Source organism: Sorangium sp. So ce1504, from assembly GCF_051521635.1.
GTDB lineage: Bacteria > Myxococcota_A > Polyangia > Polyangiales > Polyangiaceae > Sorangium > Sorangium cellulosum_B.
Genome location: NZ_CP150365.1, coordinates 3,917,026 through 3,943,438 on the forward strand (window position 1 = coordinate 3,917,026; position 26,413 = coordinate 3,943,438).

The following is a 26,413-nucleotide window of genomic DNA, read 5'->3' on the forward strand; positions in this document are numbered from 1 at the left end:
GGAGGCATCCAGATCTCGATGAGGAGACACGGTGACCGCGCACGTCCTCTGGTTCGATTCATTGTCTCGCGCGGATGTCGCGTCCGCCGGCGGAAAAGGCAGCAACCTCGGGGAGCTCACGCGCGCCGGCCTGCCCGTGCCTCCGGGCTTCGTCATCACCGCGGACGCGTATCTCGCGGCGATGGACGCCGCGGGCGTGCGAAAGCAGCTCGTCGCGCTCTTCACCGAGGCCGATCCGAGCGACCCGGCCGGGCTGCACGCGACCTGCGCCGCGCTGCGGCGCCTCGTCGGGGCCGCGCCGCTCCCGGCGGAGATCCAGGCGGAGATCGTCGATGCCTACCGGAGGCTGGGGCTCGACACCATCGTGGCCGTCCGGTCGTCCGCCACCTCGGAGGACTCGGCCTCGACCTCGTTCGCCGGCATGCACGAGACGTACACCGACGTGACCGGCGAGCAAGCGTTGCTGGATCGCGTGCGCGACTGCTGGGCCTCCGCCTTTGGCGAGCGCGTGGTCAGCTACCGGAAATCCCAGCGCCTGACGGAGGAGCCCGCCCTGGCGGTCGTCGTGCAGCGCATGGTGAGCTCCGAGCGCTCCGGCGTCATCTTCACCGCGGATCCCGCCACGAAGGACACGTCACGCCTCGTCATCGAGGCGGCGTTCGGGCTCGGCGAGGTCGTGGTCGGCGGGCAGGTCGAGCCGGACACGTACACGGTCGCGAAGCGCGGGCCGCGGCTCCTGGAGGCGCGCGTCGGCCACAAGGCGTTCAAGCTGGTGCGCGCGCCTGACGGCGGAGAGCAGCGCGTGGATCTGCCGGAGGACGAGGGCGCGCGGCGCGTGCTCAAGGACGACGAGGTGCTCGAGCTCGCGCGCCTCGCGCTGCAGGTTGAAGAGCATTACGACGCCCCCCAAGACATCGAGTGGGCCGTCGAGGGTGGGGCGACGTACCTGGTGCAAACCCGCCCGATCACCACGCTGGGCGCGCCGCACCCCGCCCCCGGAGAGCTCCTCGTCTCGGGGCTCGGCGCGTCCCCGGGCACGGCCTCCGGGACGGTGCGCGTGCTCCGCTCGCCGGAGGAAGGGCAACGGCTGAAGGCCGGCGAGGTCCTCGTGGCGCCCATGACGTCGCCCGACTGGGTGCCCGCCATCCGGCGCGCGGCGGCCCTCGTCACGGACAGCGGCGGGATGACCTGCCACGCCGCGATCGTCAGCCGCGAGCTCCGCATCCCCTGTGTCGTGGGTACGCGCGCCGCCACGCGGACCCTGCGGGACGGCGAGACCGTCACCGTCGACGGCGCGCACGGCAAGGTCCTCGAAGGGGCCCGAGCCGCCGCGGAGGCGCCCGGCGCCGCTCCGGACGGGGCGCCCGCGGGTGCGCGAGCCGGGCCCGCCGCGAAGTCCGAGGCGCCGGCCGAGCGCGTCCCGACCGCCGCCGGCTCGCGCGCGGCTTCGCCGGCGGTGCTCGGCACGCGGCTCTACGTGAACCTGGCGATCGCCGAGCGCGCCGAGGAGGTCGCCGCGTCGCCCGTGGACGGCGTGGGGCTGCTCCGGGCCGAGTTCATGCTGCTCGACGCGCTCGGCGGCGTGCACCCGAAGGCCTTGATCGCGTCCGGCGGCCGCGACGAGTTCCTCCAGAAGATGTCGGCCTCGCTGCTCCGCGTCACCCGCGCCTTCCAGCCCCGTCCGGTCATCTACCGGACCTACGATTTCCGCACCAACGAGTTCCGCGGGCTCAAGGGGGGTGAGCGATTCGAGCCCGCCGAGGAGAACCCGATGATCGGATACCGCGGCTGCTACCGGTATGTCCGCGAGCCGGAGCTGTTCGCGATCGAGCTCGAGGTGCTCGCCCGCGTCCGCGAGGAGACGCCGAACCTGCATGTCATGATCCCGTTCGTCCGCACGCGCTGGGAGCTCGCGGCCTGCCTGGAGCTCATCGACCGGAGCCCGCTCGGCCGCCAGCGCGGGCTGCACCGGTGGGTCATGGCCGAGGTACCCTCCGTCGCGTTCTGGATCCCGGAGTACGCGCGCATGGGCATCGACGGCGTCTCGATCGGCTCGAACGACCTGACCCAGCTCATGCTCGGGGTAGACCGCGACTCCGCGGTGTGCGCCGAGCTGTTCGACGAGTCCGACGCGGCGGTGCTCGACGCCATCGCGCGGATCATCCAGGCGTGCAGGGCGGCAGGGATCACCTCCTCGCTCTGCGGGCAGGCGCCGTCGAACCGTCCCGAGTTCGCCGAGCACCTCGTGCGGCTCGGCATCACGTCCATCTCGGTGAACCCGGACGCCGAGCCCGCGGCGCGCCAGGTCATCGCGGCGGCCGAGCGGCGGCTCTTGCTCGAGGCGGCGCGGCGGCCGTGAGAGCGGCGACGAGCCCTGTTCGCTACCCACCCCCTCGACACCGCGCCTTCTCCGCGGCGCGCAGGGCCTCGCGCTGCGGGTCGGTCAGCTGCGGGAACGAATAGGTGAGCCAGCACAGCGCCGGGGACGTGCACTAGACGAGCGGCCTGCGCCTCTGCCTCGATCTCCAGGCCGGCGTTTACCACGTCACCGCCCACTTCGATGCGGCCGCCGCCGGCCCGAGCAGCTCCGGACCGCGCCAGGCATGATCAGCGGGCCGCGCGCCAGCACGGCGCGCCGCAGCGCATCGGCGAGCACCATCACCGCGACGCCTCCGGGCAGCCACAGGAGCCACGCCGATCCCACCGGGACCATGGCGAAGAGCCGGTTCAGCCCAGGCACATAGAGGAGCGCGATCGTCAGCGCGATCTCGATCGAGAGCCCCGCGGCCACCCAGGGGTTCGACCAGAACGCGAGCCGCTTCCAGAGAGGCCCGTCGCGCTGCGCGAACAGACACCCGATCTGTCCCGAGACGATCCCGACGAAGGTCATCGTCGCCGCCTCGCGCTCCAGCGCGCGGAACGGCTCGAGCGCGCCGAACGGCCTCCAGTGCGCCCAGTAGTACCCAAAGTACGCCGCGACGCCGAGCAACGCCTCGACGGCCCCATAGAGGAAAAAGGTCCGCAGCCCGAGCTCCCGGGTGAGGATCGGTTTTCGGGGCGGCTCCGGAGGGACGAGCAAGGTCGCAGGCGACGGCGGCTCCACGCCGAGCGCCAGCGCGGGGAGCACGTCGGTCCCGAGATCGATCGCGAGCACCTGCACGATCGCGAGCGGGAGAGGGATCGGGAAGAAGATGTAGAGAAGGAACGGGACGAGCTCCGCGACGTTGCTCGTGAACACATAGCTCACGAAGCGGCGGATATTCTGCTTGATGGCCCGGCCTTCCTCGATGGCCGCCACGATCGTGGCGAAGTTGTCGTCGGACAGGATGATGTCCGCCGCCTGCTTTGCCACCTCCGTGCCGCGCAGACCCATGGCCACGCCGACGTCGGCGGCGCGGAGCGCGGGGGCGTCGTTCACGCCGTCGCCGGTCACCACGACCACCTCGCCGGACCGCCGCAGCACCTGCACGACCCGCAGCTTCTGCTCCGGCGTCGTGCGCGCGAGGCTCGCGCCGGCCCGAAGCAGCTCGAGCAGCGCCCGGTCGTCCATCGCGTCGATCTCGGGCCCCTCGACCATGCGGTCCGCCGTGTCCAGCCCGATGGCGGCGGCCACGGAGCGCGCGGTTGCGGGGTGATCGCCCGTCAGGATCACGACCCGCACGCCCGCGCGCCTGCACGCGGCGATCGCTGCGGGGACCTCCGGCCGCGTCGGGTCGTGCAGGCAGGCGAGGCCCAGGCACGTGAGCGGGCCGCTGGCCTCCTTCACGGCGAGCAGGAGGACGCGCTCGCCGCGCTCGGCCGCGCTCACCACCGCCTCGTCGAGACCTGCGGGCGCCGGCGCGCCGGTCAGCGCGATGACCGCCTCGGGCGCCCCCTTCACGAAGTCCCGCGTGGCGCCGCCTTCCGCGCACGTCACCGCCATGTAGCGCCGGCGCGCGTCGAACGCGGTGTCGGCGATCCGAGGCCACCGGGCGCGCGCCTCGGCCAGCTCCACCCCGCCGGCCGCGGCCCAGCGCGCGAGGGCCACGTCCACCGGATCGCCCTCGTAATCGCCGCCCGCCGGCGCCGGACGCGCGTTGTTGCACAGCGCGGCCGCGAGCCGCGCCGCCTGCTCCGCGTCCGGGGGCGCGCCGCGCGCGGGGGTGAAGCAGCGCACCGAGAGCGCGTTCTGCGTGAGGGTTCCCGTCTTGTCCGTGCAGATGGTCGTCACCGATCCGACCACCTCGACCGCGGAGAGGCGCCGCACCGGAGCGCCGCGCGCCGCCATGCGCTGCGCGCCGATCGCGAGCGACACGCTGAGCGTCGGGAGCAGCCCCTCGGGGACGAGCGCCACGATCACGCCGATCGCGAACGTGAGCGCGCCGAGCGGGCCGACGCGGTGGAACGCCTGCACGAGCACCAGCGTGGCCGCGCCGACGATCACCGCGATGGCCGCGGTGAGGTGCGAGAGCTGCGCGACCTGGCGCTCGAGCAGCGAGCCTTCGCGCCCGCCCTGCTCGAGGAGCCTGGCGATCTTGCCCGCGGCGCTCTCCGCGCCCGTCGCGAACACGAGCGCCTCGCCCGCGCCGGTCACCACGGACGCGCAGCTCGGGAGCAGGCTCGGGAGCGCGAGCTCCTCCGCGCCCCGGCCCGCCGAGGTGATCGGCGCGGCGTCGCGATCGACCGGGGCTGTCTCGCCCGTGAGCATCGAGAGGTCGATCGAGAGGCTGTCGGCGCCCAGCAAGATGCAGTCGGCCGGGACGATCTCACCTGCCGCGAGCCGGACCACGTCGCCCGGGACGAGCTCGCGCGCGGGCACGCGCCGCTCGATGCCTGCCCGGACGACGCGGGCACGCACGGCCACACGGCGCATCAGGCTGCTCACGACCTGCTCGGCACGGTGCTCCTGGACGAACGCGAACGCGCCGTTGAGCACGACGACAGCGACGATGGCGAACCCGAGCTCCGGGGCGCCCGCGGCGAAGGCCAGCCCGGCGCCGAGCCAGAGGAGCAGGGCGAGCGTGTGGGTGAGCTGCGCAAGCAGCGTCCGGAGCGGCCGTGAACGCCTGGGCGGCGCGGGCTCATTGTCACCGTGAGCGAGCCGCCTCCTCGCGGCGTCGACGTCCGTCAAACCGGTCGGATTGGATCGTAATGCCTGAATTCGCCCTTCGACGGAGAGCGCGCCGAGCTCCGAGGGACGGATGCGCGGCTGGGCGCCGGCGCCGCGCGACGGCTGTGCATGTCCGGCCGCGGCGAGAGGAGGAACAGGAGGAGACGAGCGACTCACATCCGCGGGCCTCGGCACTCGGCAACGGAGTAGCAAGTAGCAAGCCCCGGGTCCGCCGCTCGATGGTGAGATCGCCACCTGCTGCGCGCCGAGCATGCGCTGAGGAGAGCGGCCGGGGCGAGCGGCTCAGAGCGCCGCGCCGAGCTCCTGTCGCTGGCGATCATGAACAGATCGGCATTCAGGGAGGTCATCCCCATCGACCTGTCTACGTTGGCGCCTCAGGCAGCGTGGCTCTCGTGCAACAAGTGGCTCTCGTGCAACAATCGGCCGATCAGGGTGAGGGCCACGGTGTCGCCGGAAGAGATCGAGATCGAGGCGTCGAGCGGCCGCGACGAGGAGGTCGCCTGCATGGTCTCCCCGTGCCAGGGCGGGCGCCGCGAGCTCTGTCCGCGGCGCTCCAGCGCATCGTGGACCGGACGCGCGACATCTCCGGCGCGGAGTACGCGGCCCTCGGCGTCTACGCCGGCGACGACGCGCCCTTCGAGCTCTGGATCTGCAGCAGCGCCACGGCGGAGTGGGAGAGATCATCGGCGCAAGCTCCCCGCCCGCGCGGCCGACTCCGGGCGGTCCACCGAGACAGGACGCCGCTGCGCCTCGCGGAGCTCTGCGAAGATGAGCGCTTCGATGGCTTCTCTCCCGAGCACCCCCGTGGTGCGTGACGAGAAGGGCGAGCCCATTCACTACATCGCCTGCGCCGCCCGGACGGCACCGCCCTCCCGCTGGACGAGCTGCCGTCGAGCCGGGCGATGCGCGGCGAGACGATCCCCGGCGAGGAGCTCATCGTCGCGAAGCCGGACGGCTCGTGCCGGACCTTCCTCGTCGCCGCCGCGCCGCTCCGCGACAGCGCGGGGACGATCACCGGGGCGATCATTGCTGGCGAGGACATCAGCCCGTTGAAGGAGCTCGCGCGGATGCGCGAGGAGTGGACCAGCATCATCGCTCACGATCTGCGCCAGCCGGTCACCACGATCGTTCTCAAGGCCGCCGTGCTCGCGAAGCAACCGCAGTGCAGCGACAAGGCGCAGCACATCCTGGCCAGCGCGACGCAGCTCAACCGGATGATCGACGATCTGCTCGACGTCTCCCGCCTCGAGTCGCACCGGCTGGATCTCAGGCACGTCGAGGTCGATCTGCCAGCGCTCATCCGGGCGACGGTGGAGCGGACGGCGGACGCGACGAGGGGACATCGGGTCGACGTCGAGGTGCTCGATGGGGTCCCGCCGCTCCTGGCCGATCCCGGGCGCCTGGAGCAGGTGCTCACCAACCTGCTGTCCAACGCGGCCAAGTGCGGCGCGCCCGGCGTCGAAGCGCGTGCCTGTTGATCCATCGTATCGCTCGATGCAGCCGCGAAGATGGCACGACGGAGTGTCCGGACACTGCTGGTGAAACACCGGCGCGTATCGTTCGCATCGACGCAAGAACTGCAGGCTCGCTGCCCATGACCGCCGCTGCGGATCCTCGGCGACGCCGCCGCGCCAGATCTCGATGAAGCCCGGCGGGAGGTCCCCGCGCGGGTTGCCCGGGGCTGGAGTTGGGCAGGGAACCCAGGCGTGCGTGCTCCGGACGGCCGGGGTCAGGTACCCCGGGCGTGGCGTGATGTGGCCGGGGCCGTCGCTGGCACGTGCCCTGCAACATGCAACACGACGATACGGAAATACGGGTACGGACCACCACGTTTCGCGTGGGCGCGGCGTCAGGCTCCCTGGCGCGCCTTGCACGCTCAGGACGGCTCGCCAGCAGCACGAGACCCTCAAGCGATGCCGATGGCGTGACCGCGAACGCCACATCGTGCAACTGTAACCATCGACACACACACCGTGTCCACAACCTCGTCTCACAGGGGGCATGCCATGAGCCCAGCGCGACCAACGCTTCTCGAGATCGTGGTCAAGACGGTCGTGACCCATTCTGTCACATACACGATCGTGGGCCTCCTGGCGTCGTCGCTGCTCGATTACACGCGGTTCTTTGCAGAGTCCAGCCTGAACCTCTTGATGCGGCCGACGAGCGATCCCTGGGTGATGGCCGGACCGCTGTTTCAGCCCATCAGGGGGATCATGTTCGGGGGGGTCTTCCACATGCTGCGCGAGCCGTTTTTCGGGAAGAACAACGGCTGGCTGGTGATGTGGATCGTCCTCGTGGCGGTAGGAATCCTCGGCACGTTTGGACCAGCTCCGGGCTCGATCGAGGGGATGCTCTATACGACATTGCCGACATGGATCCATCTCAGGGGTCTTCCAGAGGTTCTCCTGCAGTCCCTGTTCCTGTCGTTGCTGCTGTACTACTGGGTGAACAATCCGCAGAAGCGGTGGATACGATGGACGATGGGAATTGCTTTCTCGGTCCTTTTGTCGCTCCCCATCATCGGCCTGCTGGCCCGTCAGCCGCAGTAGTCCAGTCCGCCTCCTCTGGCGACGCGGTCGGAGCTGTCCCGCCCGCTCGGTCCCGAATGCCTCGTTCATGCGGCGGCTGCTCCGGCGCGCCAGCTCGCTTTGCCCGAGGGCGACCTGCACGCGCTCGAGGCGGGCACGGGGCGACCGGCAAGGCCGGGCAGGAGGCGCAGTGAGCTGCGCTGGATGCTGACTCTCCGGCGCCGTTGCTCCGCTCGCACGAGGAGCCGGGACGCGCTGCACGCCTCGGTGGCCCGAGCCATGCAGCCCGTGAAGCCATGGCAGGGTGGATCATGCCCAACCTCGATCTCGTGCCAAAACAGGAGATCTCCAGCTTCCGCAAGCTGGCGATCGGCACTTGGCACACCGCGTACGATCCATCGGTGTACGGCACGCTCACCCTGCGCATGGATCGCGCGCTCGACTACATCAAGGCGTTCCGTCACAGCACCGGCCGCCGGCTCACGGTGACTCACCTGGTGGCCAAGGCCTGCGCCGAGGCGCTGCGCCGCTGCCCCGACGCCAACGCGATCTTGCGCTGGAACAAGATCTACCTCCGGCGCGGCGTCACCGTCTCGGTGCTGGTCGTGCAGACGATCAGCGGCGACGGCGAGGTGGATCTCACCGTCACCACGATCGAACGGGCCCATGAGAAGAACCTGGTGCAGATCGTCGACGAGCTGGACCGGACGATCGAGCGCGCGCGCCATCGGCGCGACAGGGCGGTGGAAGAGACGAAGCGCGCGATCCGGCACATCCCGTTTCTCTTCATGAACGCCTTTCTGCGCCTGCTCTCGTTCGTGATGTACACGCTCAACCTGGACCTGTCGAAGCTGGGGCTGCCCCGCGACCCGTTCGGCGCGGTCACGGTGACCAACATCGGCTCGCTCGGCCTGGAGAGCGCCTACGTGCCGCTCGTGCCCTACACGCGCACGCCGATCCTCGTGGTCCCGGGCGCGGTGAGGGACGAGCCGGTGGTGGAGGACGGCAAGGTGGTGCCCGGCAAGGTGATGCGCGTGAGCGCCACGTTCGATCACCGCTTCATCGACGGCCTCCACGCGAGCGTGCTGGCGCGCACCGTGCGCGAGATGCTGGAGGACCCGTTCCGCTGCTTCGATCGGCTGGGCGCGGAGATTCCCGCACCTCGCTGACACACATCTCCTCTCGCCAGGCGGGCGCACATCACATCTCGCGGGCTCCTTGCCCTTCGTCTCGAGGAGGAGGCCACGACGAACACCAGCGCGGTCGGCCAGCCTGCCAGCGAGCATCGCGCCGAGCAGCGCCGAGGACACGGACAGGCCCACCGTGACCGCGCGGACACCGCCCAGCCCGGCGAGTCGGACGCCGGCGGCCGTCGCTTGAACGGCTCTTCAGGCGGCCTTCTTGGCCTCGCCCTTCTTCGCCTCAGCCGCCCCTTCGGCGCTCGGCTCCTTGGCGGCCTTGATCGGGATCTGCTTCGGCTGGACCTCGGCTGCCTTGGGTACGACGATCTCGAGCACGCCGTGCTTCAGCTCTGCCTGGATCTTGTCGAGATCGACGCCCTCGGGCAGCGTGAACGAGCGGCAGAAGCTGCCGCACGCGCGCTCATACGTGTAGAAGCGCTCGCCTTCCCGCTCCTCCCGCTCCTCGTCGCGCTTGCCGCTGATCGTCAGCTGGCGCCCGCTCACCGAGATGTCGACGTCACTCTCCTTCACGCCCGGCAGGTCGGCGCGGAACACGAAGCGGTCCTTCGTTTCTTTGAGATCGATATCCGGTGAAAACCAGCCCTCCGGCTGGCGGAGCTGGGCGAAAGGAGCCGTCTCCGCAAACGGATCCCACTGCAACATCTCGCGCATCATGCGCTCCGGGTCGAGCGCGCGCATCATCGATGCGATTCTACGGGGCTCTCGCCAACGTGCCAGCAGCGTCATGGGTGACCTCCTTCGAAATCCAGACGACCTTCCTCGTTAACCTGCAACACGCAGAGCCTCACACGCCCGGAGCGCCTTCACCCGCGCGACAGAGCCAGCCTCATGCTGGACGATCGGCTCGTGCGATTGTTGCCGAGGATGGAGGTGCAGGATCCGTGCTCGGGAGGCGTGTACCAGGGTGGGCCGGGTCGCGGTATCCGAGGATGAGCCCGTGCACTCATGGCGCGTCCGACCGGAATCACGGCAGCTGGCACCACAGGCTCAGGCGAGCCGTCGATCTCTCCGGCGCTCGTGAGACGACGACCGGAGCGCGCGACTGGCACCCGACAAAGCAGGCCCTGAGGTTGCATCCTGGAGGGCGGCCACAGAAGGTCGGCCGCGCTCGTCCAGGAGGTCTTCCGCGATGCCCCACAAGCAACTCCTTTTCCACGCCGCTGCTCGCGAGAAGGTCCTGCGCGGCGCCACGGCGCTCGCCGACGCGGTCCGCGTGACGCTCGGCCCGAAGTCGAAGAGCGTGCTCATCGGACGCGCGTGGGGGCGCCCCACCGTGTGCAACGATGGTGTCTCGATCGCCAAGGAGCTGAGCCTCAAGGACCCGGAAGAGGACGTCGGCGTGCAGATCATCCGCGAGGCGGCCGAGCGCACGGGCGACGCGGTCGGCGACGGCACGACGACCTCCACGCTGCTGGCTCATGCGATCTTCGCGGAGGGGCTCCGCAACATCGCCGCGGGCGCGAGCGCGATCGACCTCAAGCGCGGCATCGAGCGGGGACTCCACGCGGCCGTCGAAGCGGTGCGGTCGCTCTCCCGCCCTGTGCAGAGCCGCCAGGAGAAGATCCAGGTCGCCACGGTCGCGGCGCACAACGACGCGGCCATCGGCGAGCTCATCGGCGACGCGGTGGAGAAGGTCGGTGGAGAGGGCGTCATCAGCGTCGAGGAGGCGAAGGGGACAGAGACGGCGGTCGAGGTCGTGCAAGGCATGCAGTTCGACCGCGGGTATCTCTCACCCTACTTCGTGACGGACCCGGAGCGCATGGAGTGCGTGCTGGAGGAGCCGCTCATCCTGATCCACGAGAAGCGGATCGGCGTGATGAAAGACCTGCTCCCCCTGCTCGAGCAGGTCGCCAAAGAGGGGCAGAGCTTCCTGCTCGTCGCGGAGGAGGTCGAGGGCGACGCGCTGGCCACGCTCGTCGTGAACAAGCTGCGCGGCACGCTCGCGTGCGTCGCGGTCAAGGCGCCCGGCTTCGGAGACCGACGCAAGGCGATGCTCGAGGACATCGCGATCCTGACCGGGGGACAGGTGATCGCCGAAGAAGCAGGGGTGAAGCTGGAGCACGTGACGCGGGACCAGCTCGGGCGGGCGGCGCGGGTCGTCGTGAAGCAGGAGAGCACGACGATTATCGGCGGCGCCGGCGACCCGCACGCCATCCAGACGAGGGTCGAGCTGCTCCGGCGGCAGAGGAGGGAGACGAAGAGCGACTACGATCGCGAGAAGCTGGAGGAGCGCCTGGCGAAGCTCGTCGGGGGCGTGGCGGTCGTCCGGGTCGGGGCGCCGTCCGAAACGGAGATGAAGTCTCGGAAAGAGGCTTTTGAGGACGCGATCAGCGCGACCAAGGCGGCGGTGGCCGAGGGCATCGTGCCCGGCGCGGGGCTGGCGCTCCTGCGCGCGGGCGTCGCGGTGGAGCACGAGGAGCAGCGCTGCGACGGCGACGAGCGCACCGGCGTGCGCATCCTGCGCCGCGCGCTCGAGGCCCCGACGCGGCAGATCGCGGAGAACTCCGGCGTCGACGCCGGCGTCGTCGTCGAGCGGATGCGCGCCGGCAGCGGCAATCTCGGGTTCGACGCGGCGCACGGCACCTACGTCGATCTCGTCGAGTCGGGCATCATCGACCCGACCAAGGTGGTGCGCGTCGCGCTCGAGAACTCCGTGTCGGTGGCGAGCGTGCTGCTCTTGACGGAGGCGACGTTGACCGATGTGCCCGAGCCGGCGGCGAGGGAACGGGCGGCCGGGCCCCCGCTCGAATGAGCGGCGCCATCAGCTCCCGCGACGAGCCGCCGAGGTTCAGCGCATCTGATAGCGCCCCGTCTTCTCCACGGGCTCGATGCAACCGATGACCGCGCCCCGCGCCCCTACGTAGGCCCGATGGCCAAGCCAGTCGTCGGCGGACGCCTCGGACGGGCGGGGCCAGGCGTCCTCCTCGGCGAGGAGGGACGCCAGCCGCGCGTGGATGCGCTGTAGGCCTTCGACCGCCTCCTGCGCCGTGAGCTCGCGGAACACCCCGAACACGATGACGCTCTCCCAGTCAGCGAGGCTCTGGATGTGATCGACCTGGAAGCAGACCTCCGGATTTATACGCATCATCCGGACCTTCGTGCCTTCCGCCGAGCGCAGGTAAAGGCGGCCTTTCTCGTACGCGTAGCCCATCGGCACGACGTACGTTCGTCCTTCGGCGTGGCAGCCCAGCCGGCCGAAGGCGCCGCGCTCGAGGAGCGCCTCGATCCGCTCCGCGCTGAGGGGGCCCGCCGCAGGACCCTCCGGAGGCCCCCCTCCTGCGGGCACGTCGAACATGCGGAAATGGGCGCGGCACGCGGCGCAGAACTGGTACTCCGAGTGCACGCCGCAGCGCAGGCAGCGAAACCGCGAGGCGTACGGCGGCGGTCCCATGATCACCCCGGTCCCGCGGGCCTCCTTCTCCGGGGGCACCATGAGGACGGGGCAGCTCGAGGTCCGCGCGACGCGCTCGGCGACGCTGCCCATCAGCACGGCCGTGGTGCCGGTGTGCCCGTGGCGGCCCATCACGATCAGCTGGACGTCGTCTTCCTCAGCACACCTGACGATCTCCTCCGCTGCAGACCCCACCCGGACGAGCGGGACGATGCGAACCCCGCTGCCGAGCTCCGACGCGAAACGGCGCAGCGCGTCTGCCGCGTTCGGCTGCGCTTGCGCGGGCGCTGCGACGTGGAGGATCCGGAGCTCGGCGCCCCAGGAGCGCGCTTGTTCCAGGGCGACCCTCACGGCCGCGATCGAGAGCTCCGAGAGATCCGTGGTGGCCAGGATCCGCTGCACAGGCTGCATGCTGCCCCCGCTGGTCCATGTCCCATAGCCGTGGGACCGGCGCTGTGCGCGTCGTATCCACCGATCGCAGCAATCGCCGTGCCCGGCCTCACCCCACCCGCACCTCGCGCTGTCTGTGCGCGTCCTGCGCGCCAAGGAGACGACGGGTCACTCCTCCTCGAGGAGCCCGCGAAAGACGTCCACATAGCTGACGATGCCGACCAGCGCACCTTCTCCGTCGACGACCGGGAGCGCGCCGATCTTGTTGTCGAGCATGAGCTCCATGAGCTCGGTCACGTCCGCGTCCGGACTGGCGCTCACGACATTGCCGCTCATGATCGTGGACACCGGCCCGCGGGCCTTCCGCAGCGCCCTGTCGACCACCGCGGCGTCCTCCGAGTAGGGCAACTGGAGCGCGCGCAGGTCGCGATCGCTGAGCATCCCGACCAGCTCACCCTGCTCGTCGACGACCGGCACGTGGCGGAAGTCCATCGTCTGGAGCACGTCCACCGCCTCGCCGATGGGGTCGTTGACCCGCACGGTCCGGGGGTTCTCGGTCATGAGCTCGGCGGCGCAGATCTTGGGTAACGGCATCTCCTCCTCGCTCAGGGCAACTCGCGGACCAGCGGATCCCGCGATGAGCCGCGCCGCCGGAGGAGCTCGGAACCGCCCCGGCGACAGGGCGCAGCGGCCGCGCGGGCCGGCCTCGTGGCACACCGCCTGCCTCCGTGAACGGCACGGCGGCGAGAGCGATCGAGCGCGCCGCCGGCTGGAAGGGATCCGACGCATGAGCACGGCATCGCCGGCCGGGGTTACGCGCCAACCGCGCGAGGACACGCGCCGTCGGATCGAGGCTTTGCGCCGCGAGATCCGGGTCCACGACCACCTCTATTATGTGCTCGATCGCCCGGTCGTCTCGGACGCCGAGTACGATCGCCGGCTCGACGAGCTGAAGCGGCTGGAAGGGCTCTATCCGGAGCTCGTGACCCCGGACTCGCCGACGCAGCGCGTGGCCGGAGCCCCGCTGCCGGCGTTCCCCGAGGTCCGCCACCTGGCGCCGATGCTCAGCCTCGACTCGGTGGTCCACGAGGAGGACGTGCGGCGCTTCATCGACCGCCTTCGCCAGGCGCTCGGCCAGGGCCGGCCCGCGTTCGTGGCAGAGCCGAAGCTCGACGGCGCGTCGATCGAGGTGGTGTACGAGCGCGGCGCGCTCGTCCGCGCCGGGACGCGGGGGGACGGCGAGCGCGGCGAGGACGTCACCGCCAACGTGAAGACGATCCGCTCCGTGCCCCTCCGGCTCGTCGATGACGGCCGGCCGCCTCCGGAGCGGCTGTCCGTGCGCGGCGAGGTGCTCATGGCCACGGCCGCCTTCCGCCGCCTCAACGAGCAGCTGGTGAGGGAGGGAAAGCCGCTGTTCGCCAACGCGCGCAACGCCGCCGCGGGATCGCTCCGGCAGCTCGATCCGCGCGTCACCGCCGCGCGCCCGCTCGAGATCGTCTTCTACGATGTGCTGGCCATGGCGGGCGGCCCGGCGCTCACGAGGCACCGGGAGCGGCTGGAGGCCCTCCGCGGGTGGGGCCTCCGCGTCAGCCCGCACAACCGCCAGGTCGAGAGCGACGAGGAGATCCTCCGGTACCACCGCGAGATGGATCGGCGCCGCGACGCGCTCGGCGTCGAGGTCGACGGCATCGTCGTCAAGCTCGACGACCTCCTCGCGCGCGAGCGCCTCGGCACGACGGCGCGTCACCCGCGCTGGGCGCTCGCGTTCAAGTTCGCGCCGCGGCGCGAGGCGACGACGATCGAGGACATCGTGGTCCAGGTCGGCCGCACGGGCGTGCTCACGCCGGTCGCGGTGCTCGCGCCCATCTCGATCGGCGGCGTCACCGTGGCGCGCGCGACGCTCCACAACCGCGAGGAGCTCCGGCGCAAGGACCTGCGGGTCGGCGATACCGTGCGCGTGATCCGCGCCGGAGATGTCATCCCCGAGGTGATCGAGCGCATTCCCCGGGCGGGCGAGCGGCGGGGCCCGCCGTTCGCGATGCCGGCGCGGTGCCCTGCGTGCGGGGCGGTCGTGGAGCAGGACGGGCCGCTCGATCGGTGCCCTGCCGGCCTGGCTTGCCGTGCCCAGCTGGAGCGGTCGATCTGCCACTTCGCTTCGCGCAGCGCGCTCGACATCCGCGGCCTCGGGCGGGAGACCGTGACGGCCCTGATCGAGGGCGGCCTCGTCGAGAGCGTCGCCGACCTCTTCGCGGTGAAGGAGCAGGATCTGCTCCGGCTCCCGCGCTTCGGGGCCCGATCCGCGCAGAACCTGGTGCGCGCCATCGAGCGCGCGAAGCAGACCGAGCTGTGGCGCTTCCTGCACGCGCTCGGCATACCCGGCGTGGGCGAGCGAACGGCGCAGGATCTCGCCGATCATTTCGGATCGATCGAGGCGGCGATGGCGGCCGACGAGCGCGCGCTGCAGCAGGTCGAGGGGATCGGACCGAACGTTGCGGCCGGCATCGCCGGCTTCCTGGGGCGCCCCCAGCACCGGCGGGTCATCGCGCGCTGCCTCGAGCGCGGGGTCCGTCCGGCGCACCGGCCCCGCCGCGCGGGCGCCGCGCCCGCCGCAGCGGCCAGCCCGCTCGCCGGAAAGACCGTGGTGTTCACCGGCGCGCTCTCGTCGATGACGCGCCCCGAGGCCGAGCAGCTCGTCCGCCGCGCCGGCGGACGCGCGTCCGGAAGCGTCGGAGCGTCGACGGACTACGTCGTGCTGGGCGAGAGCCCCGGCGAAAAGCTCCAGAAGGCAAGGGCGCTCGGCGTCGCCCTGCTGACGGAGGGCGAGTTCCGGAAGCTCGTCCAGGCGTGAACGGGGGGCGCATGGAGAACGTCGACATCGCGCGCATCTTCGAGGAAGTGGCGGATCTGCTCGAGATCCAGGACGAGAGCCCGTTCCGCGTGCGGGCCTACCGCACCGCGGCGCGCACGCTGGCGGCGCTCGGTGAGCCCGTGGCCGGGATTGTCGAGCGCGCGGGCGCGGGCGCGCTCACCGCGCTGCCTGGAATCGGCAAGGATCTCGCGGGCAAGATCGTCGAGCTCCTCGAGACCGGCGAGCTGCCGCTGCTGAAGCAGCTGGCGGCGAAGACCCCCGAGAGCCTCGTCGAGATGATGCGGATCCCGTCGCTCGGGCCGAAGCGCGCGCGGCTGCTGTACGAGAGGCTCGGCATCAAGACGGCGGACGAGCTCGAGCAGGCCGCTCGGTCGGGTCGCCTCCTCGAGGTGCGCGGCTTCGGCGAGAAGCTCGCCGCGACGATCCTCGACGGCTGCGTGAAGCGGCGGGCGACCGCCGGGCGCGTGCGGCTCGCGGACGCCGAGGCGCAGGTCGAGCCGCTGCTCAGGCACCTCCGGGCCGCGCGCGAGGCCCTGGCGGTCGAGGTGGCTGGCAGCCTCCGGCGCCGCAAGGAGACGGTGGGCGACGTCGACATCCTCGTGTCCGCGAGGCAGGGCGAGCCCGTCGCGGCGCGCCTGATGGCGTACCCGCAGATCAAGCAGGTGCTCGCCCACGGCGCGACGAAGTGCTCGGTCGTCCTGCGGTCCGGGCTCCAGATCGACCTCCGCGTCGTGCCGCCGGAGTCCTACGGCGCGGCCCTCCACTATTTCACCGGCTCGAAGGCCCACAACATCGCCGTCCGCACGCTGGGCGTGGGTCGCGGGCTGAAGATCAACGAATACGGGGTCTTCCGGCGCGACCGGCGGATCGCGGGCCAGGCGGAGGTGGACGTCTTTCGCGCGGTGGGATTGCCCTGGATCCCGCCCGAGCTGCGCGAGGACGCCGGCGAGATCGAGGCCGCGCGCGAGCGCCGGCTGCCCGAGCTCGTCGAGGTCGGCGCCATCCGGGGTGACCTGCACGTGCACACGACGTACACGGACGGGCGCGACGAGCTCGAGGCGATGGTCAGGGCGTGCAAGGCGCGCGGGTACGACTACGTGGCGATCACCGATCACACGCAGGCGGTCCGCGTGGCGCGCGGGCTCGACGCGCGCGGGCTCCGCGAGCAGGCGAGGGCCGTCGACAGGCTCCGCCGGACGATCGGCGGGATCGCGATCCTGCACGGCGCCGAGGTCGACATCCTCGAGGACGGGTCGCTCGACCTCGACGACGCGGCGCTGGCGGCGCTCGATTACGTCGTCGCCAGCGTGCACTCGAAGCTCACGATGCCCGAGTCCGCGATGACGCGTCGCATCATTCGCGCGCTCGAGAGCCCGTTCGTCACGGCCCTCGGCCACCCGACCGGACGCCTCCTCGGCAAGCGCGAGCCGTACGCGCTGGACGTCGCGCGGATCGCGCGCGCCGCGCGCGAGCTCGGCGTGCTGCTCGAGATCAACGCGCAGCCCGAGCGCCTGGACCTGTGCGACGTCCACATCCGCCTCGCGCGCGAGGCCGGCGCGAAGCTCGTGGTCGCCACCGACGCGCACGCCGTGGGGGAGCTCGACTTCATGCGCCACGGGATCGATCAGGCGCGGCGGGGCTGGTGCGCCGGGGCGGACATCGCGAACACGGCGCCTCGCGCGGAGTTCCTCGAGCTCATCGGCCGGCGCAGGCGCGACGCCTCGCTGTCATCGGCTGGATGAGCGATCGGGAGCCCCTTGTTGATGACCGGTGAATCGATTCATCTGCTCTGACAGCGATCCTCCGGGAAGTAATACGCCCCGAACGCGATCGTGAGACTTGGCCACGGTGACCGAGCGAATCCCCGCGATCCCCATCGTACCGGTCTTCCGGGTAGCGGCCGACGGCAGTCCCCTCGATACGCCTCGACGGATCATCACGCCTCCCCGAGGATCCCGAGAAAGACGTCCACATAGCTGACGATACCGAGCAACACACCTTCTCCGTCGACGACCGGGACCGCGCCGATCTTGTTGTCGAGCATGAGCTCCATGAGCTCGGTCACGTCCGCGTCCGGGCCGACGCTCACGATATTGCTGCTCATCATCACGGACACCGGCACGCGGGCCTTCTGTAGCGCTGCGTCCACCGCCGCGGTGTCCTCCGCGTAGGGCACCCATAGCGCGCGCAGGTCGCGATCGCTGAGCATCCCGACCAGCTCACCCAGCTCGTCGACGACCGGCAGGTGGCGGAAGTCCGTCGTCTGGAGCACGTCCACCGCCTCGCCGATGGGGTCGTCGACCCGCACGGTCCGAGGGCTCTCGGTCATGAGCTTGGTGGCGCGGATCCTGGGCAACGGCATCTCGCTCCGCGCTCGGTGCAACTCGCGGACCAGTGGATCCTTCGATGCGCCGCGCCGCCCGCGTGAGCCACCTGGTCTCTCCCTTGCAGCTCGTGCAGCTCGATGGAGCGGCGACCCATGATGCAAGGCGCGGCGAGGGAGCGGACCCAGGGCACGTCGACTGCGGGTGCTGTCACCATCTCTCTCTGCGGTGACGTGATGACCGGCCGGGGGATCGATCAGATCCTGCCGTGCCCCAGCGATCCGGTGCTGTACGAGCTGGCCGTGGAGGACGCGAGGGGTTACATCGAGCTCGCCGAGCGCACGAGCGGCCCCATTCCCCGGCCCGTCGATTCCTCGTACGTCTGGGGGGCCGCGCTCGACGCGTGGAGCCGGCGGGCGCCCGCCGTCCGGCTGGTCAACCTCGAGACGGCGATCACGACCAGCGATGAGCCGTGTCTCAAGGGTATCAATTACCGGATGCACCCAGGGAACGTCTCGTGCCTCACCGCGGCGCAGATCGGCTGCTGCGCGCTGGCCAACAACCACGTCCTCGACTGGGGAGTTGCCGGGCTGATCGACACGATCGCCGCGCTCCGGTCGGCGAACGTGACGACGGCCGGCGCGGGCCGCGACCTCGATGAGGCGGCGGCGCCGGCGCTCATCGAGATCGAGGGCGAGGGGAGGGTCCTCATCTTCTCGCTGGGCTCGGAGACGAGCGGCGTCCCGCGGCGCTGGGGCGCCTCGGTGGACCGCCCGGGCATTCACCTGGTCGATGAGTCGTCTCCCGCGGAGGTCGGTCGCGTGCTGGGCGCGGTGCGGGCGGCCAGGCGGGAGGGCGACATCGTCGTGGCCTCGATCCACTGGGGCCCGAACTGGGGGTACGAGGTCCCGGAGGAGCAGGTCACGCTCGCCCACGCCCTCGTCGACGTCGCCGGCGTCGACGTGGTTCACGGGCACTCCTCGCATCATCCGAAGGCGATCGAGGTCCACGCGGGGCGGCTGATCCTCTACGGCTGTGGCGACTTCGTGAACGACTATGAAGGCATCAGCGGACACGAGGCCTATCGAGGCGATCTGGCCATGATGTACTTTGCCACGCTGCGCGCGGGGACCGGGGAGCTCGCCCGCCTGGAGCTGGTGCCGCTGCGGATGAGGAAATTTCGCCTCCACCGCGCCGCGCAAGAGGACGCGCTCTGGCTGAGGGACGCGCTGAGCCGAGAGGGCGCGCGGTTCGGGACGAGCGTCGAGCTCGGGGAGGAAGGCAGCCTGCTGCTGCGCTGGAGCTGATTCCGCGAGCACCGCGCCGCTGCCCTCGTGCAGCTACGCGGTCGCCTCGAGCACCTGGAGCACCAGGTAGCGAGCAAACCACGCGCTGGCCGCGCGCGCGACCTCTTCCAGCGTCCCTGGCTCCTCGAACAGGTGCGTCGCTCCTTCCACGATCGCGAGCTGTCGCGGTCCGCGCAGGAGCGCGAGCGCCTGCCGGTTCAACGCGAGCACCTCGGTGTCCGCGCTCCCGACGATGAGCAGCGTGGGTGCGCGGACCTGCTCGAGGTACGCGCCGGCGAGATCGGGGCGCCCGCCCCGCGACACCACGGCGTCCGCGAGATCTGGCCGCCTCGCCGCGGCGATCAGCGCGGCCGCGGCGCCGGTGCTCGCGCCGAAGTAGCCGATCCGGAGCGCGCTCGTCTCGGGTTGCTCGCGCGTGGTCAGGGCCGCGCCCATGACCCGCCCCGCGAGGAGCTCGACGTCGAACCGGAGGTGGCCAGTCCGCTCATCCACCGCCTCTTCCTCGCCGGTGAGGAGGTCGAAGAGCAGCGTGGCCAGCCCGGCGCTCTGGAGCACCTCGGCGACGTACCGGTTGCGCGGGCTATGCCGGCTGCTGCCGCTCCCGTGGGCGAACAGGACGATGCCTGTCGCCCCGGCGGGGATCGTCAGGCTGCCCTGAAGGCGCGCGCCGTCATCGAGCGCGAGCTCGACGGGGAGGTCTTCTGCCGGCTCGGGCGGGCCCGCCGGCCCCTCCTCGCCTTCCGCGCCCGCGTCGCCGGTGCGCGCCCGCTCGAGCAGCTCCACGACATCCTCGTCCGTGGTCTGGCGGAAGTCCTGGTAATAGGCGCCTATCGCGAGCAGTTGCGGATCCGCGTCGAGGCAGACCACCTCATCGACCTCGGGGCGCAAGGATTCGAGCGTCGTTGCCGACGCGACCGGGACCGCGAGGACGAGGCGCCTCGGTCCGCGCCGCCGGATGGCCCGGAGCGCGGCGCGCACGGTCCCGCCGGTCGCGATGCCGTCGTCGACGACGACGACGGTGCGGCCCTCGACGTCGACCGGCGGCCGGCCGCGCCGAAAGCGCTGCACGCGCGACTCGACCTCGGCGGCCTTGCGGTCCACGATCTCCGCGACCTCCTCCTGGGGGACGCCGAGCTCCGCGAGCACCTCCTCATTGAGGTACACCTCTCCCCCCTCCGAGATGGCGCCCATGCCCAGCTCTTCGTACCCCGGAGCGCCGAGCTTGCGCACCACCCAGACGTCGAGCGGCGCCTTGAGCGCCCGGGCGACCTCGTAGGCGACCGGGACGCCGCCGCGCGGGAGCCCGAGCACGAGGGGCGTGTCGTCGCGGTAGCGACCCAGCGCGAAGGCCAGGCGGCGCCCTGCATCAACGCGATCTCGAAACAGCATGAAGCCCCTCCTCCGGTCGCGTGCTGACCGTGACGTCCTCGCCCCTGACACACCCGGCCCTCAGATCCTCCCCGGCCCTCAGATCCTCCTCTGCGCTTCCCGCCGCTGCTGCCTCGTCACCAGCGCGCTCAGCTCGGAGAGCTCGTCCGACAGGAACTCGAGGAGATCGTCGAAGGCGATGATTCCCTGGAGCACCCCCTCGTCGTTCACCACCGGCACGCGGCGGATGCTCTCGGCGCGCATCCTACCGAGGACGTCCAGGAGGTCCTCCTGCTCTCGCGCTGTGATCAGCGGCTCGGTCGCGACATCCGCCACCTGGAGAGACTCCAGGTAGGGACTCGCGTTCGCCACCACGCCGACCACGATGTCGCGATCGGTGATGATACCGGCAGGCACGGTCCTCCCGGCGGGCTCGTCGACGATGACCAGGCTGCCGACGTGATGCGCCCGCATGCGGCGGGCGGCCTCGATCACGGTCTCGGTCTTGCCGATGGTGACGACGCGCCGATTGCAGAGCTCCCCCGCAGTTGTCACGGCATTCCTCCCAACGAACGCTCCATGGAGCCGGCGTCGGCTCCGGGAAGCCCATGCCCGAAGGGGCATGGAGGCCGGTGCGCTCCTATGGCACGTGGCGAGCAAACAGATCAGACAGATCAGGCGGAAAGGCGTGATGACGCGGAGGCGGGCGGACGTCACTGGACAGATCAGGCCCTGGGGTTGCATCTGGAGAGCGGTCACAGCTCGAATGAGCAGCGCCATGAGCCCCCACGACACGGAAGGCGGCGCAGCGGAGCAGCCATGGAGATCTGCCTCTTCGCGGGCAACGCGAACCTCCCTCTCGCACGGGCCGTGGCGGAGCGCCTCGGCGTCGGCCTGGGCGACGCCCTGGTGCGCCGCTTCGCGGACGGCGAGCTTCACGTGCAGATCCGGGAGAGCGTGCGAGGGCGGGACGTGGTTCTCCTCCAGCCGACGAGCCCACCGGTCGACGAGCACATCGCCGAGCTCCTGTTCCTCGCGGACGCGTGTCGCCGCGCAGGGGCTCCGCGCGTGACGGCCGTCGTGCCGTATTTCGGCTATGCCCGCCACGACCGCCGCGCTTCGGGGAGGGAGCCGGTAGGGGCCCGGCTCGTCGCCGATCTCTTCAGGACGGCGGGTCTCTCGCGCGTGGTGGCCGTCGACCTCCACAATGCCGCGCTCGAGGGGTTCTTCTCCATCCCGCTCGAGCACCTGAGCGCCGCGCCGCTGCTCTCGGACGCAGCGAGACCGTTTGTCTCCGAACGCAGCGTCATCGTGGCGCCGGACCTGGGCGCCGCGAAGCTCGCGGATCGCCATGCCCGGCTCCTCCGCTTGCCGGTCGCCGTCGTGCACAAGACCCGCCTGAGCGGCGAGGACGTCAGCGTCCACGCCATCTCGGGCGAGGTCCGGGGACGGTCGCCCCTCCTCGTCGACGACATGATCAGCACCGGCGGGACGATCGAGGCCGCCGTGAACGCCTTGCTCGCGGCGGGCTGCGCGCCGGACATCGCCGTCATCGCGACGCACGGCCTCTTCGTCGGCCCGGCGATGGCCCGGCTCTCCGCGCTCCCGGTGCGCCGTTTCCTCGTGACCGACAGCGTCGCTGCCGCCATGGGCGCGGCCATCCCCGTCGAGCTCGTCCGTCTGGACGGGCTGCTGGCCGAGGCCATCCGGCTCCTTCACGACGGCGGGTCGCTGGAGGCGCTGCTCGCGCGCGGCGAGGCCGCGAGCCCTCCGCGCTGAGCCGGCACCCGAGCAGGAGGACCCATGAGCGGCATCGACGACGGGGGCGCGCGGACGGGCAGCGGCGAGGGCGCGGAGGTCGCGCTCTGCACGGATCTCTACGAGATCACCATGGCCGCGAGCTACCTCGCGCTCGGCGTCGGGGGGACGGCCACCTTCAGCCTCTTCGCGCGGCGGCTGCCGCCGCGGCGCGCGTACCTGATCGCGGCGGGGATCGAGGAGGCGGCCCGCCGCCTGCGCGCGTTCGCGTTCGACGGCGCCGCGCTCGACTACCTGCGCTCGACCGGCGCCGTGCGCGAGGACGCGCTCGACGCGCTCGGCCGCCTGCGGTTCACCGGCGACGTGTGGGCGGTGCGCGAGGGCCGGGCCGTGTTCGCCGACGAGCCGATCCTCGAAGTGCAGGCGCCCCTCGTCGAGGCGCAGGTCGTCGAGACGATCCTCCTCAACGCGATCCATTTCCCGACGCTGGTCGCGTCCAAGGCGGCGCGCTGCGTCGCCGCCGCGCGCGGCAAGGCGCTCGTCGACTTCGGCCTGCGGCGCGCGCCCGGCGTCGAGGCGGGGGTCGCCGTGGCGCGGGCCGCCTGGCTCTGCGGCTTCGCCGCGACGAGCAACCTCCTGGCCGGAGCGCGGCTCGGCGTCCCGGTCTCGGGCACCGTGGCCCACGCGTTCATCGAGATCTTCCCGCGCGAGATCGACGCGTTCCGGGCCTTCGCGGCGACCTTCCCCGGCCCGGTGACGCTGCTCGTGGACACGTACGACACGCTCCGGGGCGTCGCGCATGCCGTCGAGGTCGCCCGGGAGGTCGCGGCCCGGGGGCAGGAGGTCGCCGCCGTGCGCCTCGACAGCGGCGATCTGCTCGCGCTGAGCCGGGAGGCGCGGCGCCTGCTCGACGACGCGGGCCTCCACGCGGTGCGCGTCGTCGCGAGCGGCGGGATCGACGAGGAGGCGCTGGCGTCGCTCTGCTCGGCGGGCGCGCCGATCGACGCCTTCGGCGTGGGGACGCGCCTCGGGATGTCGGCGGACGCGCCCGTGCTCGACATGGCCTACAAGATCGTCGAGCACGACGGGGCTCCCTGCCTCAAGCTGAGCGAAGGCAAGGAGACGCTCGTGGGGCCCAAGCAGGTGTACAGGCGCCGCGGAGCCGACGGGCGTTACCTCGGAGATCGCATCGCCGCGCGCGACGAGCCCGCGCCGGGCCCTTCGTGGGAGCCGCTGCTCCAGCCGATCCTCTCGGGCGGCCGCGCGCTCCCCATGCCCCCGCTCGCGGAGCTGCGCGCCCTGCACCGCGAGGAGATGGCGGCGCTGCCTCCGGAGCTCCTGGGCCTGGGCGCGACGCCGTCCTATCCGGTCGAGCGCTCTCCCGTGCTCGCCGAGCGGCAGCGCGCCGCCGCCGCGGAGGTGCGGCGCCGCGAGGGGCTCGTCCCCTGAGCCCCGGTTCTCGCGCCGGTACGATCGTTGCTCGAGCCGAGCGCTGTCGCGGAGGTGTGCTGGATGGAGGCGCCCGTGCCGAGCAGGAGGCTGCGATCTTCGAAGGAGCCCGCGTGACCCCGGTCGGGATCCCTGCTGCCGAGGCGCTCGCCGTCCTCCGGGCGATGCTGCTCATCCGCCGCTTCGAGGAGCGGTGCGCCGAGCTGTACACGCTCCAGAAGATCCGCGGCTTCCTCCACCTGTACATCGGTGAAGAGGCGGTCGTGGTCGGGGCGATGCGGGCGCTCGAGGACGACGACGCCGTGGTCGCCGCCTACCGCGAGCACGGCCACGCGCTGCAGCGCGGGGTCTCGCCCGCCGCGGCGATGGCCGAGATGTACGGGAAGGCGACGGGCTGCGCCCTCGGGCGCGGCGGGTCGATGCACCTGTTCTGCGCGGAGCGGCGCTTCTACGGCGGCTACGCCATCGTGGCCGGCGGCCAGTTCACGATCCCGCTCGTCGTGCGCATGGCCACGGGGGGCGGCCGCCAGCTCGCCGCGCAGCACTCGCACAGCCTCGAGAACTGGTACGCGCACGTGCCCGGGCTCAAGGCCCTCGCGCCCGCGACGGTGCAGGACGCGCGCGACATGCTGCTCGCCGGGCTCGACGATCCAGACCCGGTGGTCGTCTTCGAGCACCAGTACCTCTACCCCATGGAGGGCGAGCTCGACGACGAGGCGCCCCCCGCGGCTCCCTTCCGCGCGGAGGTGCGGCGCGCGGGCCGCGACGTGAGCCTGATCGCCCACGGCGGCTCGGTCCCGAAGGCGCTCGCCGCGGCCGAGCAGCTCGCGGGCCGCGGCGTCGAGGCCGAGGTGCTGGACCTCCGGTGCCTGCGGCCGCTCGACGAGGGGGCGATCCTCGCGACCGTGCGGCGGACGCACCGCGCCGTGCTCGTCGACGAGGGGTGGCGGAGCGGGAGCCTCGCCGCCGAGGTGAGCGCGCGGATCATGGAGGGCGCGTTCTACGAGCTCGACGCGCCCGTCGCGCGCGTGTGCAGCGCCGAGGTGCCGATCCCCTACGCGCGCCACCTCGAGGAGGCGGCGCTGCCGCAGGTCCCGCGCATCGTCTCCGCCGTGGAGAGGACGGTGCGGCGCGATGTCTGAGTTCCTGATGCCCTCGCTCGGCGCGGACATGGAGGCCGGGACGCTGGTGAAGTGGCGCCGCGCGGTGGGGGACCGCGTCGCGCGCGACGACGTGATCGCCGAGGTCGAGACAGAGAAAGGGCTCGTGGAGGTCGAGGTGTTCACGAGCGGCGTCATCGATCGGCTCCTCGTGGAGCCCGGGCAGAAGGTGCCCGTCGGCACGCCGATGGCCGTGATCCTCGAGGGGCGTGAGGCTGCGGCCGGCGCGCCCCCACCCGCCGCGCCCGCCGCGCCCGCCGCGCCCGCGCCGCCGTTTCCCCCCCCGGCGGCCGCCGCGGCGCCGCAGGAGGCCGCGCCGCCGCCCGCGGCCCTCGCGCGGGGGCCGCGCGTGTCTCCCCGCGCGAGGCGGCGGGCGCAGGAGCTCGGGGTCGACCCTGCGCGGGTCCAGGGGACGGGACCGGACGGCGCCGTCGAGGCCGTGGATATCGAGCGGGCGGCGGCGGCCGGCACGAAGGAGGCGGCGGCCGATTCCATGACGAAGGAGGCGTCGGCCCGCATGCGCCGGGCGATCGCGGCGGCGATGGCCCGATCGAAGCGCGAGGCGCCGCACTTCTACCTCGGCACGACCATCAATCTCCGCACGGCGATGTCCTGGGTCGAGCGGGAGAACGCGGAGCGCAACGTGGCCGGGCGGCTCCTGCCGGGCGCGCTCCTTCTCAAAGCGGCGGCGCTCGCCCTGCGCGACGTCCCCGAGCTGAACGCCCGCTGGGAGGGGGATGAGGCGCCGCCCGCCCCGAGGATCCACCTCGGCGTGGCGGTGTCGCTCCGGGGCGGCGGGCTCGTGGCGCCGGCGCTGCACGACGCGGACCGGCTGCCGCTCAGCGAGCTGATGGCCGCCTTGAAGGACCTGGTCCAGCGCGCCCGGGCCGGGACGCTCCGCAGCTCCGAGATGAGCGACCCCACGATCACCGTCACGAGCCTCGGGGAGCGCGGCGTGGAGACGGTGTTTCCTGTCATCTTTCCGCCGCAGGTGGCCATCGTCGGGTTCGGCAAGATCGCCGAGCGGCCGTGGGTCGTCGAGGGCCGCGTGGTGCCGCGGCCGCTCGTGAACGCGACGCTCGCCGCGGACCACCGGGTGACGGACGGCCACCGCGCGGCCGCCTACCTCGCCTCGCTCGACGCGCTCCTGCAACGACCGGAGGGACTTTGACCGATGAACAAGGACGAGATCGAGGCCGTCGTGCGCCGGGAGCTCCAGCGCATCGCGCCGGAGGCGGACATCGGGGCGCTCGGCCCGGACCGTGACGTCCGCGAGGAGCTCGACATCGATTCGATGGATTTCCTTCGCTTCGTGACGGCCCTCGACGCGGCGCTCGGCGTGGGCGTGCCCGAGTCGGATTACCGGCGGATCGCGACGGTCCGCGGGTGCACCGACTACCTGGCGAAGACGCTCGCGCAGCGCGCGGCGTAGCGTCAGCCGCGCCCGAGTGCGTGCGCTGCGCGAGCAGCGCGCGGAGCAGACGCGGCCGCCTGGGCGGCGCGGGCTCTTTGTCGCCACTTCAGCGCCGACGGCAAGAGCCCGCGCCGGTACGGTCG

General features: G+C 71.8%; 22 protein-coding genes. 14 read left to right on the forward strand and 8 right to left on the reverse strand.

Going from position 1 to position 26,413, the window contains the following annotated elements; genetic code table 11:
- Positions 1-31: 31 nt before the first annotated feature.
- A complete protein-coding gene (gene ppsA, locus WMF39_RS14855; protein ID WP_437746159.1) occupies positions 32-2,359 on the forward strand; it encodes a phosphoenolpyruvate synthase in 2,328 nt (775 codons plus the stop codon).
- Positions 2,360-2,545: 186 nt separating this feature from the next.
- Here ppsA and WMF39_RS14860 read toward each other — a convergent pair whose 3' ends face one another.
- A complete protein-coding gene (locus WMF39_RS14860) occupies positions 2,546-5,284 on the reverse strand; it encodes a cation-translocating P-type ATPase (protein ID WP_437746160.1) in 2,739 nt (912 codons plus the stop codon).
- Positions 5,285-5,484: 200 nt separating this feature from the next.
- A complete protein-coding gene (locus WMF39_RS14865) occupies positions 5,485-5,616 on the reverse strand; it encodes a hypothetical protein (protein WP_437746161.1) in 132 nt (43 codons plus the stop codon).
- A 57-nt stretch (positions 5,617-5,673) separates the two neighbouring features.
- On the opposite strand from WMF39_RS14865, the gene WMF39_RS14870 reads away from it, so the two are divergent.
- The 4 genes from WMF39_RS14870 to WMF39_RS14885 all read left to right on the forward strand — a co-directional run bounded on the left by WMF39_RS14870 (position 5,674) and on the right by WMF39_RS14885 (position 8,807).
- Positions 5,674-5,925, forward strand: a complete 252-nt coding sequence (locus WMF39_RS14870) for a hypothetical protein (protein WP_437746162.1) — start codon at positions 5,674-5,676, stop codon at positions 5,923-5,925.
- 87 nt (positions 5,926-6,012) lie between these two features.
- A complete protein-coding gene (locus WMF39_RS14875) occupies positions 6,013-6,588 on the forward strand; it encodes a histidine kinase dimerization/phospho-acceptor domain-containing protein (protein WP_437746163.1) in 576 nt (191 codons plus the stop codon).
- Between the two features lie 561 nt (positions 6,589-7,149).
- Positions 7,150-7,659: a hypothetical protein gene (locus WMF39_RS14880; protein WP_437746164.1), complete on the forward strand. Its 510-nt coding sequence runs from the start codon at positions 7,150-7,152 to the stop codon at positions 7,657-7,659.
- Positions 7,660-7,949: 290 nt separating this feature from the next.
- Positions 7,950-8,807: a 2-oxo acid dehydrogenase subunit E2 gene (locus WMF39_RS14885; protein ID WP_437746165.1), complete on the forward strand. Its 858-nt coding sequence runs from the start codon at positions 7,950-7,952 to the stop codon at positions 8,805-8,807.
- A gap of 219 nt (positions 8,808-9,026) precedes the next feature.
- Here WMF39_RS14885 and WMF39_RS14890 read toward each other — a convergent pair whose 3' ends face one another.
- Positions 9,027-9,521, reverse strand: coding sequence for an Hsp20/alpha crystallin family protein (locus tag WMF39_RS14890; protein WP_437746166.1), 495 nt, complete (start codon positions 9,519-9,521; stop codon positions 9,027-9,029).
- 448 nt (positions 9,522-9,969) lie between these two features.
- Between WMF39_RS14890 and groL the strand changes: the two genes are divergently transcribed.
- Positions 9,970-11,592 carry a chaperonin GroEL gene (gene groL, locus WMF39_RS14895; RefSeq protein ID WP_437746167.1) on the forward strand — a complete coding sequence of 541 codons (1,623 nt, stop codon included), beginning with the start codon at positions 9,970-9,972 and terminating at the stop codon, positions 11,590-11,592.
- Positions 11,593-11,628: 36 nt separating this feature from the next.
- On the opposite strand, the gene WMF39_RS14900 is transcribed toward groL, so the two are convergent.
- Together WMF39_RS14900 and WMF39_RS14905 are read right to left on the reverse strand one after the other, a co-directional pair.
- Positions 11,629-12,642: a universal stress protein gene (locus WMF39_RS14900; protein ID WP_437746168.1), complete on the reverse strand. Its 1,014-nt coding sequence runs from the start codon at positions 12,640-12,642 to the stop codon at positions 11,629-11,631.
- 147 nt (positions 12,643-12,789) lie between these two features.
- Positions 12,790-13,215, reverse strand: a complete 426-nt coding sequence (locus tag WMF39_RS14905) for a CBS domain-containing protein (RefSeq protein WP_437746169.1) — start codon at positions 13,213-13,215, stop codon at positions 12,790-12,792.
- Between the two features lie 193 nt (positions 13,216-13,408).
- On the opposite strand from WMF39_RS14905, the gene ligA reads away from it, so the two are divergent.
- Together ligA and polX are read left to right on the forward strand one after the other, a co-directional pair.
- Positions 13,409-15,469: an NAD-dependent DNA ligase LigA gene (gene ligA, locus WMF39_RS14910; RefSeq protein ID WP_437746170.1), complete on the forward strand. Its 2,061-nt coding sequence runs from the start codon at positions 13,409-13,411 to the stop codon at positions 15,467-15,469.
- An 11-nt stretch (positions 15,470-15,480) separates the two neighbouring features.
- On the forward strand, positions 15,481-17,232 hold the full coding sequence (gene polX, locus WMF39_RS14915; RefSeq protein ID WP_437746171.1) for a DNA polymerase/3'-5' exonuclease PolX: 1,752 nt from the start codon (positions 15,481-15,483) through the stop codon (positions 17,230-17,232).
- A gap of 194 nt (positions 17,233-17,426) precedes the next feature.
- Here polX and WMF39_RS14920 read toward each other — a convergent pair whose 3' ends face one another.
- Positions 17,427-17,852 carry a CBS domain-containing protein gene (locus WMF39_RS14920; RefSeq protein WP_437746172.1) on the reverse strand — a complete coding sequence of 142 codons (426 nt, stop codon included), beginning with the start codon at positions 17,850-17,852 and terminating at the stop codon, positions 17,427-17,429.
- Between the two features lie 117 nt (positions 17,853-17,969).
- On the opposite strand from WMF39_RS14920, the gene WMF39_RS14925 reads away from it, so the two are divergent.
- A complete protein-coding gene (locus WMF39_RS14925) occupies positions 17,970-19,121 on the forward strand; it encodes a CapA family protein (protein WP_437746173.1) in 1,152 nt (383 codons plus the stop codon).
- Between the two features lie 33 nt (positions 19,122-19,154).
- Here the strand turns inward: WMF39_RS14925 and WMF39_RS14930 are convergent, their stop codons facing one another.
- Together WMF39_RS14930 and WMF39_RS14935 are read right to left on the reverse strand one after the other, a co-directional pair.
- Positions 19,155-20,510, reverse strand: a complete 1,356-nt coding sequence (locus tag WMF39_RS14930) for a phosphoribosyltransferase family protein (protein WP_437746174.1) — start codon at positions 20,508-20,510, stop codon at positions 19,155-19,157.
- A 78-nt stretch (positions 20,511-20,588) separates the two neighbouring features.
- Complete coding sequence (locus WMF39_RS14935) at positions 20,589-21,044, reverse strand: CBS domain-containing protein (protein WP_437746175.1); 456 nt, start codon at positions 21,042-21,044, stop codon at positions 20,589-20,591.
- 264 nt (positions 21,045-21,308) lie between these two features.
- Between WMF39_RS14935 and WMF39_RS14940 the strand changes: the two genes are divergently transcribed.
- The 5 genes from WMF39_RS14940 (at position 21,309) to WMF39_RS14960 (ending at position 26,288) form a co-directional block, all read left to right on the forward strand.
- Positions 21,309-22,268, forward strand: coding sequence for a ribose-phosphate diphosphokinase (locus WMF39_RS14940; RefSeq protein WP_437746176.1), 960 nt, complete (start codon positions 21,309-21,311; stop codon positions 22,266-22,268).
- Between the two features lie 24 nt (positions 22,269-22,292).
- The gene (locus WMF39_RS14945) at positions 22,293-23,696 is read left to right on the forward strand and encodes a nicotinate phosphoribosyltransferase (RefSeq protein ID WP_437746177.1); all 1,404 of its coding nucleotides are present in this window, start codon (positions 22,293-22,295) and stop codon (positions 23,694-23,696) included.
- Between the two features lie 113 nt (positions 23,697-23,809).
- Positions 23,810-24,838, forward strand: a complete 1,029-nt coding sequence (locus tag WMF39_RS14950) for a transketolase C-terminal domain-containing protein (RefSeq protein ID WP_437746178.1) — start codon at positions 23,810-23,812, stop codon at positions 24,836-24,838.
- Complete coding sequence (locus WMF39_RS14955; RefSeq protein WP_437746179.1) at positions 24,831-26,027, forward strand: dihydrolipoamide acetyltransferase family protein; 1,197 nt, start codon at positions 24,831-24,833, stop codon at positions 26,025-26,027. The genes WMF39_RS14950 and WMF39_RS14955 overlap by 8 nt, the downstream gene beginning before the upstream one ends.
- A gap of 3 nt (positions 26,028-26,030) precedes the next feature.
- Positions 26,031-26,288, forward strand: coding sequence for an acyl carrier protein (locus tag WMF39_RS14960; RefSeq protein ID WP_437746180.1), 258 nt, complete (start codon positions 26,031-26,033; stop codon positions 26,286-26,288).
- Positions 26,289-26,413 lie beyond the last annotated feature (125 nt).

Excerpts from the sequence above, each read along its gene's own strand:
- polX (WP_437746171.1), top strand. The coding sequence starts at position 15,481 with ATGGAGAACGTCGACATCGCGCGCATCTTCGAGGAAGTGGCGGATCTG.
- WMF39_RS14940 (WP_437746176.1), top strand. The coding sequence starts at position 21,309 with ATGGAGATCTGCCTCTTCGCGGGCAACGCGAACCTCCCTCTCGCACGG.
- WMF39_RS14945 (WP_437746177.1), top strand. The coding sequence starts at position 22,293 with ATGAGCGGCATCGACGACGGGGGCGCGCGGACGGGCAGCGGCGAGGGC.
- WMF39_RS14890 (WP_437746166.1), bottom strand. The coding sequence starts at position 9,521 with ATGATGCGCGCGCTCGACCCGGAGCGCATGATGCGCGAGATGTTGCAG.
- WMF39_RS14955 (WP_437746179.1), top strand. The coding sequence starts at position 24,831 with ATGTCTGAGTTCCTGATGCCCTCGCTCGGCGCGGACATGGAGGCCGGG.
- WMF39_RS14875 (WP_437746163.1), top strand. The coding sequence starts at position 6,013 with ATGCGCGGCGAGACGATCCCCGGCGAGGAGCTCATCGTCGCGAAGCCG.
- groL (WP_437746167.1), top strand. The coding sequence starts at position 9,970 with ATGCCCCACAAGCAACTCCTTTTCCACGCCGCTGCTCGCGAGAAGGTC.
- WMF39_RS14925 (WP_437746173.1), top strand. The coding sequence starts at position 17,970 with ATGATGCAAGGCGCGGCGAGGGAGCGGACCCAGGGCACGTCGACTGCG.
- WMF39_RS14885 (WP_437746165.1), top strand. The coding sequence starts at position 7,950 with ATGCCCAACCTCGATCTCGTGCCAAAACAGGAGATCTCCAGCTTCCGC.
- ligA (WP_437746170.1), top strand. The coding sequence starts at position 13,409 with ATGAGCACGGCATCGCCGGCCGGGGTTACGCGCCAACCGCGCGAGGAC.
- WMF39_RS14960 (WP_437746180.1), top strand. The coding sequence starts at position 26,031 with ATGAACAAGGACGAGATCGAGGCCGTCGTGCGCCGGGAGCTCCAGCGC.
- WMF39_RS14930 (WP_437746174.1), bottom strand. The coding sequence starts at position 20,510 with ATGCTGTTTCGAGATCGCGTTGATGCAGGGCGCCGCCTGGCCTTCGCG.
- WMF39_RS14920 (WP_437746172.1), bottom strand. The coding sequence starts at position 17,852 with ATGCCGTTGCCCAGGATCCGCGCCACCAAGCTCATGACCGAGAGCCCT.
- WMF39_RS14900 (WP_437746168.1), bottom strand. The coding sequence starts at position 12,642 with ATGCAGCCTGTGCAGCGGATCCTGGCCACCACGGATCTCTCGGAGCTC.
- WMF39_RS14865 (WP_437746161.1), bottom strand. The coding sequence starts at position 5,616 with ATGCAGGCGACCTCCTCGTCGCGGCCGCTCGACGCCTCGATCTCGATC.
- WMF39_RS14905 (WP_437746169.1), bottom strand. The coding sequence starts at position 13,215 with ATGCCGTTACCCAAGATCTGCGCCGCCGAGCTCATGACCGAGAACCCC.